Source organism: Selenomonas sp. KH1T6, from assembly GCF_900108415.1.
Taxonomy (GTDB): Bacteria; Bacillota; Negativicutes; order Selenomonadales; family Selenomonadaceae; genus Selenomonas_B; species Selenomonas_B ruminantium_A.
Map to the genome: position 1 here is coordinate 1 of NZ_FNWN01000048.1, position 15,940 is coordinate 15,940.

Below are 15,940 nucleotides of genomic sequence, written 5' to 3' on the forward strand. Positions count from 1 at the left end.
TGGTTGGTATTAGTGACAAGGGCTTAAACCTCTTGTTTTAATAACAATTTTACATCACGATATGGAGTTTACACAGAATTTGGGACAGCCTCAAAGGGATCATCATTTTCGCTTTAACTGTCTATAGTTCATAGCTAAGATAGTTATCTTACTGGTTTTGGTGTCTTTATTTCCTGCCAAGAAGCTTTTTTAATTATTTCGTTATATTCTTCATCCCAAGTATGAATATTTATGAAGTCAACGACTTTTTCGCCTGGAAACATACCTTCACAATATCGTGGGAAAATACCGTTAGGAACTATCCCCACTTTATCTGTTCCCAGACATCTTGCCAGCAGTTCTTCCATATCAGCAAGTACAACCATGATATTATGCTGTCGCAAGGCTATAAAAAATCTTATGACTTCGCCAGGACGATGCAGACCGGCAAGATACAAATAGAAATTTCCCTTTTTTACATCACCACGATAGGTAACAGCAAACGTCACATGCGTAGAATTACCACCTCGCAATACTTCCCATGGGTGATGACCATTAGATATTGTTAAATCACCTGCACTCCACTTGATAAAGTCATCAAAAGAATTTAAATCAATCTTAGTTAATCCATCATCACGGCCATCAGCCAAACACTTGTATAAGTCAATATCATTTTCGATAGTATTGCACTCTGAAATTTTATTTCCTTCGTAGCCTACCCTACAATAAGCAAAGTATTTAGCTGCTGTCATTCCTCTAATAATAAAATCTTCATCATTAAAACTTTTTTGTTCCTCGACAAGCTTTTGAAAGATGCTAATTTCTTCGTCCGTAAGTATATTACCTTTCCAACCAGCGAGGTCAAACGCTTTTCTGTTTTTTTCAATCTGCCAAAGGTCCTTGCGGGCTATTGTACCAGTACGATAGTAGCATGGTAGATTATTCTTTACAAATTCATCATACTCATCTGATAATATTTTGGGCACAGTTCTTTTAACCTGTTCCAATGTCCATTGAAGTATTGGTACAGTATCTACCCAGTAAGAAGGATTATATTCATTAACCTCTGAACGAGATTCTATAAAACCTTGTTCACCCAAGAAAATGGCAATATACTTGTCATGTTTTACAAAGCAAAATTCATAGAACTTTACTTCTTCAGGATAGTAACTATGCCAAATTTCTTGATATTCTTCTCTTGATTCTATTTCTTCATACTCGACAGCTTCCTCATAACTATGCCACTGTTCTATTGAACCACGTTTAGCTGTAAACCATAATGTTATTTTAGTATCCTCATCAGGAGCAGAATCATCCAAGATAGACAATTCATCACCAATTTTCTCCATTAGCCTTCTTTCCTCACGAGTGCTGATTTCTATAGAATCATGACCGCCTCGTCGTTCTATTTGAAATATCAACCTATCTATTTCTGGTGCATATTTTATTTTGTCATTTTCCATATTTATCCTCCTTAATTTTACTTTAAATAGATAAATACACGAAAATAACTGTATTATTATATATTTATATAATAATACTAATTATTCTTTAGTAATACTTTTAATATCTATATAATATACTATTGGCTACACTGTGGTTCGCAATCAATACCTTCTTTACTATGTGGTTCAGAACACTGTCTTGCTATCTTATCGCATTGTACATTATATTTTTCCCCATTATGTCCTCTCACCCAGGTTATTTGGATTACTCGTTGTGTAGTGTACCTGTAAAATTCCTTCCATAAGTCAGCATTGGCGTTAATCTGCCATCCAACCTCCTTCATCTTTTGTAAATTTTCCGACTTTGAGAATTGCACCAAATAGTTTGAGTCCGTACGTATTTCTACTGATGCCTTACAATGTATATCTATTAAGCGTAGTGCATAAATAAGCGCATATAGTTCACCACGGTTAGAATCAGTAATTTTCTCATTACTTCCACCTAAATAAAACTCAGCCCCTGTCTCTTTATCAATTATGGCAGCTGCATATCCAGCTTTATTATCACGAATAGAAGCATCAGTATAGATAATAAGCTGGTTATTTGTATTTATCTGGCAAAACAATAAACTATCAGCTTGCTCTGACTGTTTTTGGATTATTTTCTTCAATCTAATTCTTACTCTTATCCCTACAAATAGGAAATTTATAAGCCGTCTCAATCGGACAGAAATATAGTCTAATATTGACTTATCACTAGGCCTCAGTTGGATTCCTACATGTCTAAGCCAGTGTTTTGCACCTTCAATTGTATAAAACGCTTTTCCTAGGCAGTTAGGATATCCCTTCATCTGAGCATCATATTCCTCAATATTAGTGTAAATCCCTGGATTTCGTCCAACTTTTACAGCATAGTATTTTTTCTCGCGAGGAAAATCAGCAGGATTTTTCATCCATTTTTCTGCTTCTATTCTTTCGTCAAACCCTTTGTATAACTTTGTTATATTCTTTCTTATTTCCTTTTTATATTCTTTGATATTAGTGAATATCTTTCCTTTTCCATCTTTATATAAAACGGCGTAATAGCTCTTAGCCATAGACTCCCCCTATCTTATTTGGCCTCCTCATTGTTGCCATAATTCAAGTACTCTTTATACTCCGCTACCATATGATAAAAGGTTCCCCTTTTAACACCTGTTTCCTTCATAAAATCCCTACCAGTTATTTCGCCAGCTTCCCATTTTTCGTAAAGATCTGCCCACTTATCAGGATAGCTTATTTTTCGACGTCCCAATCGCTTAGATTTTTCTGCACGCAGTTCTGCTAACTTGTTTTTGGGCTTAATGTAGGTTTCCAATAATAACTGCAATAGCAGGTGATTAGTATCCAAATCTATTTTTGTAAGCATCACCGGATAATCCAGTACTATCAAGATTATCTTAGACGACAATACTCTTTTTAGTTCATCTGGTATAAACTCCCTGCCATTGCAGATACTATCCAATGATTTGACCAAGATTATACTGTTGTTTCTAAAGCTTTTTTCTATCAACTTCTTATACACCAAAAAATCACGTTGGGCTTCCTCATGAACCTGTATATCCACATCTGAACTGTTTAGTATCTTTAGTGCATGTTGGAAAAGCTCGATATCTTCGTCAATGTGTTTATATATGTGGATTTCCCTATTAATTCTAATTCCCCCTGAACCAACGCTGTAGCTTGCTTAACCAGCTGGCGTCTTTCTCGAAATCTATGCCTGCATATTGAGCCATTGCAGACAATTGTATAGGTAGCGTTGAGCCTACACATGTATGAGCTGTTGCTACTGGCAGCTCATTTTTCAAACACTCTATATCCTTGGGTGAAAGGTTTGCCTTGCTTAAATTTAACAGCAGCAGGTCTTTGTCGATTCTTACCTCAAAAACATGAGGGGCAATAGCGTAAACCTGTCTGATAATATTAACTGCTTTATCAGCTTTAATAGCCTCGCCCATAAAGTCCTCCCACTTGTAGAACTTTAGCTCCTGAGGTACTTCTGCCTCCTGCTCTTTATAAATATCCATCAACGTCTGTGAGGACAGGCTGAATATATCCGGCTTCCACTCCGGATCTGCTACGCTGTCATTCTGCAACACTTCTACCAGATTATCAACCTTTGGTATCATGAGTTTGAGGAACCTGCGATAGAGTGCTGTCCCCATTTCCTTCTGAAGCTTGTGCAGCGACCTGTCCATCTTTGTAGCAACATCATCTGCCAGCTGATTCCAAATGTTGAATACAACTACGCGCTTGGCAACATCAGCATCTACTTTGTCTGCCTCATTAGACGTCAGTATAAAGCAACCGTGATTGATGGACTTAATTGACAGCAAAGTATCCTCATTTTTCACGATGTCCTTGAGGTATTTAAACCGATTGTTGGTAATATCATCAATAAGTATCGGACAGCCTTTAACCTCCAGTAGATATGCGTCAAAAGTTGACGGCGATATCACCTTCGGTGACAGTTTTTTCAAAGGCTGGCCAAACATCAAGCATTGGACAGTCCTTATAATGGAAGATTTCCCGCCATTTTTAGGGCCACGCAGCAACATATACATTGGGAAGGGCCTGCCAACCGAATTGGCTGGGGCTATTTCCCGGTAACTGTAACGGAGTGGCGCTATAAATGGCGCACTGAACATATAGATTATGATTTTCCAGTATACTTTCCTTAATTCACTTGGATCACCAGTGAAGTCATTTGTCCCCTGCATATATTGATTGATTATATCAATGTCTTTTTTTATTTCTGCCGAATCTGGCTGTAAATCAACCTCTTTGTCTGCGAAACTGGCAGATTGGTTCCTGTAATCTATCAAAAACTCTGGATTGACAACAATTTTACTCGTCTTCTCCCTGTGCTCGTCTTTAATAGACTGTTTCATCTTGATAATCTTTTTAGGATCTATGGTCAGAACATTCTCTTTATCAGCGGCTATTTTGGCCTCTGCCAAGTGTTTAGCCCATTTCTTTGCGGCCTCGGTGGTCTGTATAATATACTCCACCTCTTCCTTGTCCGGCACATCGTGGATAACCACCGCTTCCCTGGCCTGTATTATGCGTTTCACCAAGGGCAAATCTTCAACATTCTGGCCGTCTTCACGGATTTCCTTTGCATCAACACCAATCTCATCTGAACTGTCATGCAACAGAGACTCGAACATGCCATATTCCCGGTCATACAGCTCCTCATCATCGAAGCAAATATATCCTTCCTGCTGAGCTCCGTTCCAAGCACGAACAGAAAAATTGGCAGAACCCATAATCACCCGTTTCCTGCCATCATAAGCCTTCAGCAAATACAGCTTCTCATGGGAGCCAGTAGTAACATAGAGACGAAAGCTACCGTCTTTCACCCTTTCTTGCAGCTTCCTGTTGCGACAAAAATAACCGATGTCATATTGTTGGTCAGCAAATATCTGGGCCGGAAGCGAGCGTATTTGGCTAGGACTGCCGATAATAACCTCTCCATACTTAAAATTGCACATGACATCCTCAACCTGTCTCATGCCCAAGGAATAGGTCAGCGCGTAGAGTTCATCGTACCCAGAAAACAACTCCTGCCACGTTGTGGGAAAGGTGTCTATATACTTTGCACGAACGACTTGTATCTCCCCAAAGTTCAGTTCCCCCTGGCCGCTGCCTTCAATAACCTGAAGTTCTGCCATGCTGCACGCCCACCTTTCTAAGATACACCATAACCATATCATCAACAAGCATGCTTTATGATAATATATCACTTTCCAAAAACAAAATCAATAATTGGACACAAAATTTTTATAAATATAAAAAGTATTACTTTATATATTTATAGTATAGATATGTATTTCTATTAAACATGATAAAAAGGCAGATCCCTTACGAATCTGCCTAACCAAAGTTAAATTTTCTTGATATAGCCTACATCATTATTTCGACTTTTTTCCCGCAGAAAGATATACCATATTGGAAAACATGGCTTTGTGGTATACCACGGCTGACAAAGGCTTGCATATATTCCTTGCCCTCAATCTGTTGCAAAGCTTCTTTAGCGCGTCCTGACAGCTCATCCTCCGTTGCGGCAGTCTTGAATTCCAAAATCGCACCAAAATTAGCCTTATCCTTAGGGAAGATGGCCAAATCAAAGCGACCCTCTCCGCTTTCACGATTTGACTGCACTTCATACTGCGGCACCAGCAACGCAGTCATGCCAAGCAGGAAGCCATGATAGAAGCTTTCCTTGTTGGCAGTATCATACACACTGGTCATCTGCAACAAGATGTTCTGCAAATCCTGCTGAAATAGCTCCGCATTGCCTGAAAGCAGATTCCTCATTAGGCGAGTAAGCACAGATGTAGATTCACCGCCGCTGATATGGCGCAACACTTCCCTGCTGTAGATGCCGCGTATTTCCTCATTCGGAATGGTCAAAGTACACTCTTGTCCCGCAGGCCCCCAACTGATAGATTCAGAGGTCAGATAACCCGTGGTCAGCATTATGGTATAAAGCGCATCCACCTGCGAGCCAATATCCTCATAGACAATGCCCTCATCAATGATAGCAGCAATACTTTGTCCGCGAAGCAGTCGCAGCAGGTTATTCTGCTGCTCACGGCTAGTGTTTTTAAGCAACTGTTTGAGTATAGTATTGCTGGAAGTATTAGCCCAATATGGCTGAGGACGGCAATTGTTATCAAAATAGTTCAGCACCGACCATGGGTTATAGATCTCTGTACCGGCGAAGTGGTAGCCATCATACCATTGCTTGATTTCTGGTAACTTATGTGATACTCCCATTGCCTCTGCCAACGCATGGACTTCATCTACCGTAAAGCCCATTGCTGTTGGATAAGATTCTTCAATGACGCTACTAATAATAAGATTATTAAGGCCGCTGAAAATGCTTTCTTTAGCAATACGCAGCACTCCTGTCAACAGTGCGAAATCCAAAGAGGGATTTGTTTTTAATGCCGCACTGAGGAAATTCCTCATAAAAGCTATAGCGTCCGTATAAAATCCTTGCTCCCACGCTTGCTGAATGGGAACATCATATTCATCAAGCAATAAAACAACCGGCTTTTGATAGTGCTGCTGAAGCATTTGCAAAAGTTGTTGCAAGGCATTTTCCAGGGCCACTTGCGACGCTTCCTCATTCAATACAGCATTGAAATATCGCCGGTCAGATTCCATCAACCTTTCATCATCCAAGAGAAAGCGATACTGCCGATAAATAGAAGCTATCCTATTTTTTAACTTCGCCTGCATCAATGTCCAGGAAGTAGCTTTACAATCCTTTAGTGAGAGCATTATAACAGGTCGCTGTCCTTGCTCTTGCATATATGAACTGCCTAACTTTTCAATTTGCAGTCCATCAAAAAGATGACGATTTTCCTCACGGTTATCCAATGAAAAGAAATACCGTACCATAGACATAAGTAAAGTTTTTCCGAAACGCCTGGGGCGTGTCATTAACAATACTTTCGGCGATTTGTCTATCAAATTTTTGATAAACAAAGATTTATCTATGAAATGGTAATCTTTTAACCTTATTTCAGCAAAATCCTCTATTCCTATTGGTAGCTTCATTATTCTGCCACCTTTCTCTGACTTATCAGAGCAGATTCCTGCTACTAAACATATAATATTAGTTATTATATAAAAAGTATTACTTTTGATTACTTTTTATATAATTATTATCATTTCATCCATTTAGCAGGTGGACTTTTTCTCTCACAAATTCCGCAATAATCATATTTAGGCAACTATTGTTTGACATACCATTCAACCTGCAAATCTCTGTGAATTTCTCATAAGTTTCTCTGTTTACTTTAGCAGATATTTGACGCATATCAGGCCTTTTATTGCTATTCACCATCTTCTGAACAACAGACTTTTTTTCCATGGTGTTATTTGCTTCAACCATTTCAATTTTATCTTTTAATCTCCCCATTTGTCATTCCTCCATAATCATCTTTGCAATATCCATATATGTCTTAGCTGCTTCGCTTTTCTTGTTTCCCAAAACGATAGGTACTCCATCAATGACTTTCCGACTTACTTCAACCGAATCTTTAACCACACCAATTAGTCTGTTTGTTTCTCTAAGAAGCTCCAGTACATCTTTATTGTCATTGCTGGTGCTCTTATAAAGATTAGCCACTATGCCGATAATCTGAAGTTCAGTATTTAGGCTTCTATCACCGTCACCGCTCCGTATTCCCTCTATAGTGTCCGTCAAGGCCTTTAATCCCCGATAAGACAGATAATCCGTCTTTACAGGTATAATAACCCCATCCGAGGCAGTAAGGGCATTAGTGAGCAGAGTGCCAAGCTGTGGAGGACAATCGATAATGCAGTAATCAAAGTATTCCTTGAGTTTCTGTATGGCCTTGTAGAGCTGCACATCGCTGTTGCGGCTCATCATCAGCTTTCTCTCCGTGAGAGCCAAGTCAAGGGTAGAGGGTACAATATACAGGTTTTCCAGCCCACTCTTATCAACCGTATAGCAGACCTCTGTCAGATTCTTGTTGTCATCGAACAGATGACAGACATTATTTTCCTCTACCTCCCGGGAGGCCGGTTCTATCCCAGCTGAGATCGTCAACGAGGCCTGGGGATCTAAGTCTATCATCAACACTTTGCTGTCAGGGTTTTGAATGGCCAGCGATGCCGCCACATTATAGGAGGTGGTGGTCTTCCCCACGCCGCCCTTCTGATTTGCCAGACTTATGGTTTTCATTCTTAGCCTCCCTATATCATTAGTAACAACAATAAATATTTTTCATATCTCTGGTAATACTAATTATACAATAAATATATAGTCATAGCAATAAAAAACTCGCCGTGCGGCGAGTTCATCATGCCCTCAATGAGGCCATAAAATCTTTAATCTGCTTGCTTCTTCTCCGTCTTTTATCATCATCAGGCTCCGATTGCTTCACAGCGTCCTGCTTGATGGCAATGTCCCAGTCAACCTTCCCTTTATGCTCTGATTCCTCTGCCCTTTTGGCCGCTTCTGCTATCTCATGTGAGCCAGCATAGTCTTCATCCAATGCCATCTTGAGAAATCCACCGATATTTCTCATTTTGCCTTCCAACTTTGCCTTACGTGTATACTCCATCTGCTCCCTGCAATAGTTTAGTCCATAGCCCTGCATATACTCATATGCCTTAGTGCGGCTCAATTTATACACTTTTACCATGCGGTAAACGCACTCACGCTCTGACTCCGGCAAATCTGCAATCTTTTCGTCTATGGTACGTCTCTTTTTCGTATCAGCTGGGAGAGCCACTCCCTCCACTACCCCCTCAGAAGCCACAGGAGCCTCGTCAGCAGCTTTTTTATCGTGTATGTATACTCTGATATAGCTGACCGCTTTCCCGACCTTTATATACTCAACCTCGAGGCTCAAATCAGTATTCGCATTCACTTCTTTGATTGCTGGCTCCATCACGCACTTCTTAAAATGCGTGAACTTGGCATATGACTTGTTGGTTGCCCCCAACATGGCCCGCCATCGCTCAACTTCATAATATGCCATCCCAGTCCGTTTCCAGCTGTTGCAGACCTCGTAGAGCCTCATGCTGGCGTATGTAGAACAGGAACAGACCAACTCATACTGACTCTTGGTGAAGCTGGGTAGCTTCCCCAACACAAAAGGACGCAGAGCCTCGTTGAAGTTGCAGGTTATAACCCCACGCTCATACCCCATCTTAGATACCAGGTTGTAATCTTCCCAAACCATTGGATCTTCCGCACTCTCCATGTGTATGGACGTCTTCACAATAGCAGCGGTAGCCTTTTTTAACAATGAGGTGTAGGAGGTAGCCTTTATCTGAGCTACGCTAATCAACTTGCTAGCATTAGTCCTCAAGCCAGACAGTTGATTAGTCTCTACAGCCTGTATCATGAAATAATTTAATATTTTGTACTCCAGAGGGTTCATAACCCCCTCCATCACTATGAGCCGGTTATCCTTCGTGAGCCACAAGCCCTTTTTCATCTTCTTCGATGGTACTGCTTCTTTTGTCATAATAGCTGTCTCCATTCCTGTCTTCAGCTTGCTATCTTTTTTCGTACCTTTGACCATGATACTACAGTTATCCACAAGTATCAACTAAAGGTACGAAAAAAGATACTATTTTACTATCTATTTTTTTACCTTTACTATCTCTACTCTTACCTTTAACTATCTCTACTCTTACCTTTACTATCTCTGTTCTTACCTTTAACTATCTCTACTCTTACCTTTCGTCCCCCGCAGACCGCGTCATTACTGGGCTGGCGGCCCCTTTACAATATATAACAACATATAACAATATAACAACAACTGTGCTGTTGTTGTTGTTTTACAATCCTTTTTTCCGCCTCAGGTGGACATTTTCTAAGCTACAATCTTCTCTAAAAGTAAGAGTAGAGATAGTTTTTTAATAGCAACTTAATATTACTATAAACATAAATACTATACGCTAAATAACATTAAGTATTATTTAGTATATAAAGAATAATATTTAATATATCTAACTCTTCTTAAAGTTGCAGTATCCTAATTTCTCTTTCTATCAGCTTTCGTATACCCATATATGCTTTTCTTCAAAACTACCTCAGTATAACATTGATAGAGGGTTGGAAAACTATACGATATTTTACTCTTTTCAATTTTAAAGATAATTTTTGCAGTAAATACGCAAAAATCGTCTTTAAAATTGACTGGCAGCTATTTTTAGGCTAATCTATAGTATGGAGGTGAGAAAATGCTTATTCAGTTCTCGATTACTAATTACAGGTCTATTCGAAACCACACTACCATCAGTTTTAAAGCATCTGCCGATAAAGCAATGGAGGCAAGCCTGATTGAAGTAGCCAACAAACAAAGAATGCTTCCGTCATTGGCAATATACGGTGCCAATGCTTCTGGAAAAAGCAATCTGCTAAAAGCTTTAATCTTGATGAAAGACATGGTATGTGGCAAATATGCCCAGTTACTCAAGGGTGATAAGCTGCCATATGAACCTTTTGCCTTTACGGATGAGCAAACTGTTCCTAGTGAATTAGACATTATCTTCTACATGGATGGTGTCAAATATGCCTATGGTTTCAGCTATACCCAGGATAGTATACAAACAGAATATTTGTATCACTGGCCACGAGGGAGGGAGGCCCTGATTTTCTCACGTGAGGGTAACGAGTTTACTTTTAGAGAGAACATACAGGAACAGATGAGGCTGGCTAGGCATACTTCACCTAACAGACTTTATTTAGCAACCTCCAATGAGTGGAACAACAAGCTCACCGAAAATGCTTTTATGTGGTTCACAAAGAATCTTATGGATGCTAATGCTGACAATGATTTACGTGCCCTAGCTATTGAAGCAGTCAAACGAGGTAAAGAATCAAAATCTCGCCTTATCCATGAAATGATGACCGCTGATCTTGGCCTGGAAGATATTGAAATAAAAGAGCGCCTGGGAGAAAGGCAGATTGTGACATACCATAGGACAGGCAAGGGGGGCAGCGTGTACCCTCTGTTAATAGAGCAGGAATCGGCAGGAACCAAGTTCTTCTTTTCAAGAATTGGCTTATGGCTAAAAGCTCTGTCAGAAGGTGGCGTCATTGTAATAGACGAGATAGATACTAGCCTGCATACGTTGCTTACTCGGCATCTGGTGGAGCTGATACAGGATAGTGCCATCAATACAAATGGATCGCAGTTGCTATTTACCACGTATGACGTTGGTTTATTGGACCGCACTCTTCTGCGCCGTGACCAGATATGGTTTGTTGAAAAAGATAGTGGTACTCTGGAGACAGAGGTTTATGCTCTAATGGAGTTTTCACCAAGAAAGACAGAAAACATTGCTAAGGGGTATTTGCAGGGGCGTTATGGGGCTATTCCCTTCATAGGAGAGGAAACGATATGGCAAGGATAAATGCATATTGCGGAGCCAAACGGCCACAGTGCGGCGTGAACGGCCAAGAGTTCCCATAGCTATTACACCACTATAAGGGATAAAAATACACATCATCCCCCATTTTTATTGAATAAGACATAAGAAATGCTATAATATATGTATAAATACAGCGTGAGGAGGGAAAATATGAAAAAGTATCAAGTTGCAGAGGTTTTTCGCCCTAATACCATGCCGTCATACACGTATATCAACAGACAGGAAAAGCGTGGAACCACTTACGAGACAAAACTAAAACGTGCCCTGCAAAAAGTAGGCAGCCTGATAGCCATTTCAGGTGGCTCCAAAACAGGAAAGACCGTCCTGTATCGTAAGGTAGTGCCGGAAGACAAACTTATAGAGCTAAGCGGCGCTCAGATAAACTCTGTGGAGGACTTCTGGCAGCAAATAGCCGAAAACCTGCGCATACCTGATGAACTTTCCATGGCATACTCCTCCCAAGAAAATAAAAGCGGTAAGGTATCGGCTAGTGGTAAAACCTCCATTTGGGCTATGATAACAGCCACCCTATCCGGGGAATTGAGCAAAGGCACCAACCAAGGGGAAACCATCACCCAAAAAATCATGAGAAACAACACCTTGGTGCTGAAAGCTCTCATAGCAGGGGATTTTGTTCTAGTAATTGATGATTTCCATTACATCAACCTTGAAACACAGCTTTACCTGTCCAGAATCCTTAAGGCAGAGCTATTCAACGGCCTAAAGGTCATTCTCCTAACCCTGCCTCACCGTGCTGATGATGCCATCAAACGCAACCCCGACCTCATAGGCCGCACGGTATTCATCAACCTTCTTCCTTGGACAAAAGAAGAACTAGAACAGATAGCCCGTAAGGGATTTGATTTACTGCAAATCCCCGTACCTGATGAGCAGATAGCACATATAGTCAGAGAAAGTGCCCTGTCTCCCCAGCTTATGCAGGAAAACTGCTATAATCTGGCCATACGTATAAAAGAAGAACACGAAGAAATTTCAATGGAGGCCGTACATAGAGCCTTTGGCGACACCGTGGAGGCATACCAGCATTACAAAGAAAATGTCCAGCGTATGTGCGAAGGGCCAGCCAAGGGACGAAGCCGCCGCAAGGAATACCCCTTGAAAAACGGACAGCATTGCGATACATACGGCCTATTCCTGCTTAGTTTGAGCATAGACCCGCCTCTGATGAAGCTGACCGCCTCTGAAATACATGAACGCATGGCAGAAATCCTTGAAGATGGAGAAGCTGCCCCTAACGGCATGAATTTAGCCAACGTGGTCAAGCACAGCGAAAACATTATCAAATCATCAGTGCCAGCCCTGGACACCTTGGAATGGCAAAACAGTACACTATATATCCTTGATCCATTTTTGCTTTTCTACCTCCGCTGGGATGAAGAATGGAAACAGGATGCCATAAGATAAAGTCAGCAATAAAGGTCATCACGCTTGTGGTGGCCTTATTGAATATAGCAATCTGTCTATCTATGCGTTCTGTCATGAGTTTCTCCATTAAGTGCTTTTTCTATAACGTCTAGATCTGAATCAATGCCGGAGATAATACGTCTTATGCGGTCTCGCTCTGCGATTTTCTTCCTAAAATCATCTACATCGTTCTTCTTGATGTACTCTGTTTTCACCTTTTTGCCTTCACGGTAGGCAAAATAGTGATATATGTGTCCGGATATGGTCTTCCTTACTATGGAGCCGCCAACACGAGGCAATTCTGTAAGAATGGCTATGTAGTCCTTTTTTTGGTTGATGAGGCGTTCCCGTTCTTCTTTAAGAACCTCCAGGATATAAGGCATGGTATCCCTCCTATAGGTTGCGCTTTATAATATTTTAACCAACATATAAAATGAAATCAATATAATGTTGGTTAAATGAACCATCTTAAATATTTCTATCAAGTATCAAAACTTAGCAGTTTTGATACTTTGGCAGATGTCCTCAGCACTAAAGTCTGGTAGAGGTTCAAAACTTATTGTCAAAACGATGTGTGAGATGGGATTGAGTTCAGATGCCTTTTTTGTTAAAATCTACTTAAATTGATTTAAGTTAAAACGATTTAAGTAAGTGGTGGTGAGGATATGCAGTTTATAGGCCGACAGCATGAGCTGTCTTTGATAAGGCGCCGGCTGTCCAGCGATCGTTCTGAGGCTTTGCTGGTCTACGGCAGAAGGCGTGTAGGGAAGAGCGAGCTTATTAAGGAAGCTTTGAAGGGCGTAGATGCCGTTGTTATACATTATGTCTGCCGCAAGACTTCCTTTTCCCAGAACCTGGAAGGATTAACTAAGGCGACTGCCAAAGCATTCGATGAGTCTTTTATTGACTTCAGTTCCCTAGACAAGCTTCTAAAATATGTTTACAGTAAGGCGACCAGTCAGAAGGTGATACTCTTCATAGACGAGTATCCTTTCTTGCGCGGAGATAATGAGGGCATCGACTCTGAGTTCCAGATAGCCATAGATGAATGGCAGCATAAGTCATGCCTGAAGCTTATCCTTTGCGGTTCATACATGGAGACTATGCAGAAACTGATGGAAGGCCAGGCGCCGCTCTTTGGAAGATTTACCGAAATAGTGAAGCTTCGGGCATTTGACTACTATGAGGCCGCTCTGTTTTACCCTGACAGGACTGATGAGGAGAAATTGTTCCTGTACAGCGTCTTTGGCGGGATTCCCTTCTATCTAATGCAGCTGGATGACAGGCTCTCTCCGGTAGAAAACGTACAGCGACTTCTTATCCCAGAGGGGTCCTTCCTTGAAAATGAGATACGGCTCCAGCTTACGGCGGAACTTTCCAAAGAAGAGAATGCCAATTATGTATTGGAGAAGATAGCTGGCGGCGTGGGCAGGTATAGTGAGATTGCGCAAAACTTTTCCGGCAGCAGCGGCAAGCTTAGCCATACGCTGGGCAAGCTTGAAAGTATGGGGCTTATAGAGAAGGACTCGCCTATCAATGCCTCATCCAACAAGCGCCAGCATCGTTATGTGATTAGTGATAACCTGCTGGACTTCTATTACAGCTTTCTTTTCCGGGAAATGACTGCGAGAAGTGCCATGGCGCCAGAGGCTTTCTACCATACAAAAGTAGAGACAGTGCTGAATGATAGCTATCTTCCCAGAAGGTTCGAGCAAGTAGCTGCGGAATATCTCTTGAGACAAAACCGGGCCGGTAAGATAACCCCACCTTTCTTTGCCATTGGCAGGTATGTATATCACGACAAGGCAAAACGGCAGAATGGAGAATTTGATGTCGTCACCGAAGATGAGCGCGGGCTTATCTCATATGAGTGCAAGTATAGGAAAGAGCCTTTGGGCATGAAGGTCGTTCACGAAGAGGTGTGGCAGGCTAAAGAGCTCGGGCTGAACTTCTACGGTTTCGGTTTCTTCTCCCGCAGTGGCTTTGCCGAGGACGTAGATAGAGATACCTATCGCTTGGTGACCTTGAACGATATGTATAAATGATATTAGGAAGAAAACTAGCGAGGTGAAGCCTATGTTGTATGGATATGCAAGGGTGTCCACCAGAGGTCAGGTTCATGGCAACAGCCTTGACGATCAGAGGCAGCAGCTCATTGATAGAGGCTGTGGGAAAATAGTGGAGGAGCAGTATACCGGGAAGACTACGGACAGGCCAGCGTTAGAGAGGCTTTTGGCGGAACTGGAGGCGGGAGATACCTTGATGGTGACCAAGCTGGACAGACTGGCTCGGTCAGCTGCGGAGGGGGCCAGCCTTATCCAAAAACTTACAGACAGAGGCGTGAAGGTAAATATCCTCAACATGGGGGAAGTGGATGAGCGCCCCCAAGGGAAGCTGATGCTTCATATCCTGCTGGCTTTTGCGGAATTTGAACGAGATATGATTGTGGAGCGGACGCAGGCAGGAAAGGCCATTGCCCGTACTAAGGCCGGTTTCAAAGAAGGACGTCCTCAAATTGCCAAAGAGAGAAAGGCGGCAGCAGCCAGACTGATATTGGAGGACAAACACAGCTACAAGCAGGTGGAGCAGGAAACAGGGTTATCCCGGTCAACCATTGCCAGAGCTGTGAGAGAAACGAAAATAAATAATACACTAATAATATAACTAATATATTATTAGTAATACTTTCTATATATTTGCTAGTGTTAAAGATAATATATTTGAATCTGCATAACTATTCAGTCGTCCCCCTAAAATTGATGCAATCTTTGACCTTTGCTCGATATATAGTAGCTTATACATCATTCAAGCCACTACGTATTGTGTTGTATTTTGACCAATTACAAGACGACTGAATAGTTACGAATCTGCTTTCTTTGCCCTCTATAGAAACGCTGGTTACCCTCGTCCTTGTGGGGCGATTATGAATACATGCTTGATATGTCCCCGCGAAGTTGTGCCCGCCGTCCGTGGTAGGCCTCTGTTGCACTCATCGCAGTACCTCGTTATATGCGTTCGTTAAAGGGTAAGCGGTAAATAATACGGTGTATTTAAACTGTGCCTCCCATATGAGATAATTGACTAAAATCACTCACATGAAAAAGCTGAAAAAGTCATTT

The 15,940-nt window shown here is 41.4% G+C and carries 13 protein-coding genes; 4 read left to right on the forward strand and 9 right to left on the reverse strand.

The features are described from left to right. Positions 1–143 precede the first annotated feature (143 nt). From BLW59_RS15800 to BLW59_RS15835, 8 genes are all read right to left on the reverse strand, one after another. Positions 144–1,442 (reverse strand): hypothetical protein, encoded by a 1,299-nt coding sequence (locus BLW59_RS15800; protein WP_074698625.1) that lies wholly within the window; start codon positions 1,440–1,442, stop codon positions 144–146. Positions 1,443–1,561: 119 nt separating this feature from the next. Then, complete coding sequence (locus BLW59_RS15805) at positions 1,562–2,521, reverse strand: ribonuclease H family protein (RefSeq protein WP_074698627.1); 960 nt, start codon at positions 2,519–2,521, stop codon at positions 1,562–1,564. A gap of 14 nt (positions 2,522–2,535) precedes the next feature. Next, positions 2,536–3,030 (reverse strand): hypothetical protein, encoded by a 495-nt coding sequence (locus BLW59_RS15810; RefSeq protein ID WP_139283725.1) that lies wholly within the window; start codon positions 3,028–3,030, stop codon positions 2,536–2,538. A gap of 88 nt (positions 3,031–3,118) precedes the next feature. Further along, the gene (locus BLW59_RS15815; protein WP_074698631.1) at positions 3,119–5,137 is read right to left on the reverse strand and encodes a restriction endonuclease PLD domain-containing protein; all 2,019 of its coding nucleotides are present in this window, start codon (positions 5,135–5,137) and stop codon (positions 3,119–3,121) included. 232 nt (positions 5,138–5,369) lie between these two features. Further along, positions 5,370–7,034: an AAA family ATPase gene (locus tag BLW59_RS15820; protein ID WP_074698633.1), complete on the reverse strand. Its 1,665-nt coding sequence runs from the start codon at positions 7,032–7,034 to the stop codon at positions 5,370–5,372. A 115-nt stretch (positions 7,035–7,149) separates the two neighbouring features. Next, the gene (locus tag BLW59_RS15825; RefSeq protein WP_074698635.1) at positions 7,150–7,398 is read right to left on the reverse strand and encodes a hypothetical protein; all 249 of its coding nucleotides are present in this window, start codon (positions 7,396–7,398) and stop codon (positions 7,150–7,152) included. A gap of 3 nt (positions 7,399–7,401) precedes the next feature. Beyond that, positions 7,402–8,187, reverse strand: a complete 786-nt coding sequence (locus BLW59_RS15830) for a ParA family protein (protein WP_074698637.1) — start codon at positions 8,185–8,187, stop codon at positions 7,402–7,404. A gap of 118 nt (positions 8,188–8,305) precedes the next feature. Further along, positions 8,306–9,481: a replication initiation protein gene (locus BLW59_RS15835; RefSeq protein ID WP_175463480.1), complete on the reverse strand. Its 1,176-nt coding sequence runs from the start codon at positions 9,479–9,481 to the stop codon at positions 8,306–8,308. A gap of 721 nt (positions 9,482–10,202) precedes the next feature. Between BLW59_RS15835 and BLW59_RS15840 the strand changes: the two genes are divergently transcribed. After that, entirely contained in the window at positions 10,203–11,378 is a 1,176-nt protein-coding gene (locus BLW59_RS15840; protein WP_074698641.1) for an AAA family ATPase, read from the forward strand. 168 nt (positions 11,379–11,546) lie between these two features. Next, entirely contained in the window at positions 11,547–12,821 is a 1,275-nt protein-coding gene (locus BLW59_RS15845) for a hypothetical protein (RefSeq protein WP_175463481.1), read from the forward strand. A gap of 56 nt (positions 12,822–12,877) precedes the next feature. On the opposite strand, the gene BLW59_RS15850 is transcribed toward BLW59_RS15845, so the two are convergent. Beyond that, on the reverse strand, positions 12,878–13,204 hold the full coding sequence (locus BLW59_RS15850; protein WP_074698643.1) for a hypothetical protein: 327 nt from the start codon (positions 13,202–13,204) through the stop codon (positions 12,878–12,880). 282 nt (positions 13,205–13,486) lie between these two features. Between BLW59_RS15850 and BLW59_RS15855 the strand changes: the two genes are divergently transcribed. Both BLW59_RS15855 and BLW59_RS15860 read left to right on the forward strand, forming a co-directional pair. Continuing rightward, positions 13,487–14,866, forward strand: a complete 1,380-nt coding sequence (locus tag BLW59_RS15855) for an ATP-binding protein (RefSeq protein ID WP_074698646.1) — start codon at positions 13,487–13,489, stop codon at positions 14,864–14,866. Positions 14,867–14,897: 31 nt separating this feature from the next. Next, complete coding sequence (locus BLW59_RS15860; RefSeq protein WP_074698648.1) at positions 14,898–15,485, forward strand: recombinase family protein; 588 nt, start codon at positions 14,898–14,900, stop codon at positions 15,483–15,485. Positions 15,486–15,940 lie beyond the last annotated feature (455 nt).

Excerpts from the sequence above, each read along its gene's own strand:
- BLW59_RS15825 (WP_074698635.1), bottom strand. The coding sequence starts at position 7,398 with ATGGGGAGATTAAAAGATAAAATTGAAATGGTTGAAGCAAATAACACC.
- BLW59_RS15850 (WP_074698643.1), bottom strand. The coding sequence starts at position 13,204 with ATGCCTTATATCCTGGAGGTTCTTAAAGAAGAACGGGAACGCCTCATC.
- BLW59_RS15800 (WP_074698625.1), bottom strand. The coding sequence starts at position 1,442 with ATGGAAAATGACAAAATAAAATATGCACCAGAAATAGATAGGTTGATA.
- BLW59_RS15815 (WP_074698631.1), bottom strand. The coding sequence starts at position 5,137 with ATGGCAGAACTTCAGGTTATTGAAGGCAGCGGCCAGGGGGAACTGAAC.
- BLW59_RS15835 (WP_175463480.1), bottom strand. The coding sequence starts at position 9,481 with ATGACAAAAGAAGCAGTACCATCGAAGAAGATGAAAAAGGGCTTGTGG.
- BLW59_RS15845 (WP_175463481.1), top strand. The coding sequence starts at position 11,547 with ATGAAAAAGTATCAAGTTGCAGAGGTTTTTCGCCCTAATACCATGCCG.
- BLW59_RS15820 (WP_074698633.1), bottom strand. The coding sequence starts at position 7,034 with ATGAAGCTACCAATAGGAATAGAGGATTTTGCTGAAATAAGGTTAAAA.
- BLW59_RS15840 (WP_074698641.1), top strand. The coding sequence starts at position 10,203 with ATGCTTATTCAGTTCTCGATTACTAATTACAGGTCTATTCGAAACCAC.
- BLW59_RS15805 (WP_074698627.1), bottom strand. The coding sequence starts at position 2,521 with ATGGCTAAGAGCTATTACGCCGTTTTATATAAAGATGGAAAAGGAAAG.
- BLW59_RS15855 (WP_074698646.1), top strand. The coding sequence starts at position 13,487 with ATGCAGTTTATAGGCCGACAGCATGAGCTGTCTTTGATAAGGCGCCGG.
- BLW59_RS15830 (WP_074698637.1), bottom strand. The coding sequence starts at position 8,187 with ATGAAAACCATAAGTCTGGCAAATCAGAAGGGCGGCGTGGGGAAGACC.
- BLW59_RS15860 (WP_074698648.1), top strand. The coding sequence starts at position 14,898 with ATGTTGTATGGATATGCAAGGGTGTCCACCAGAGGTCAGGTTCATGGC.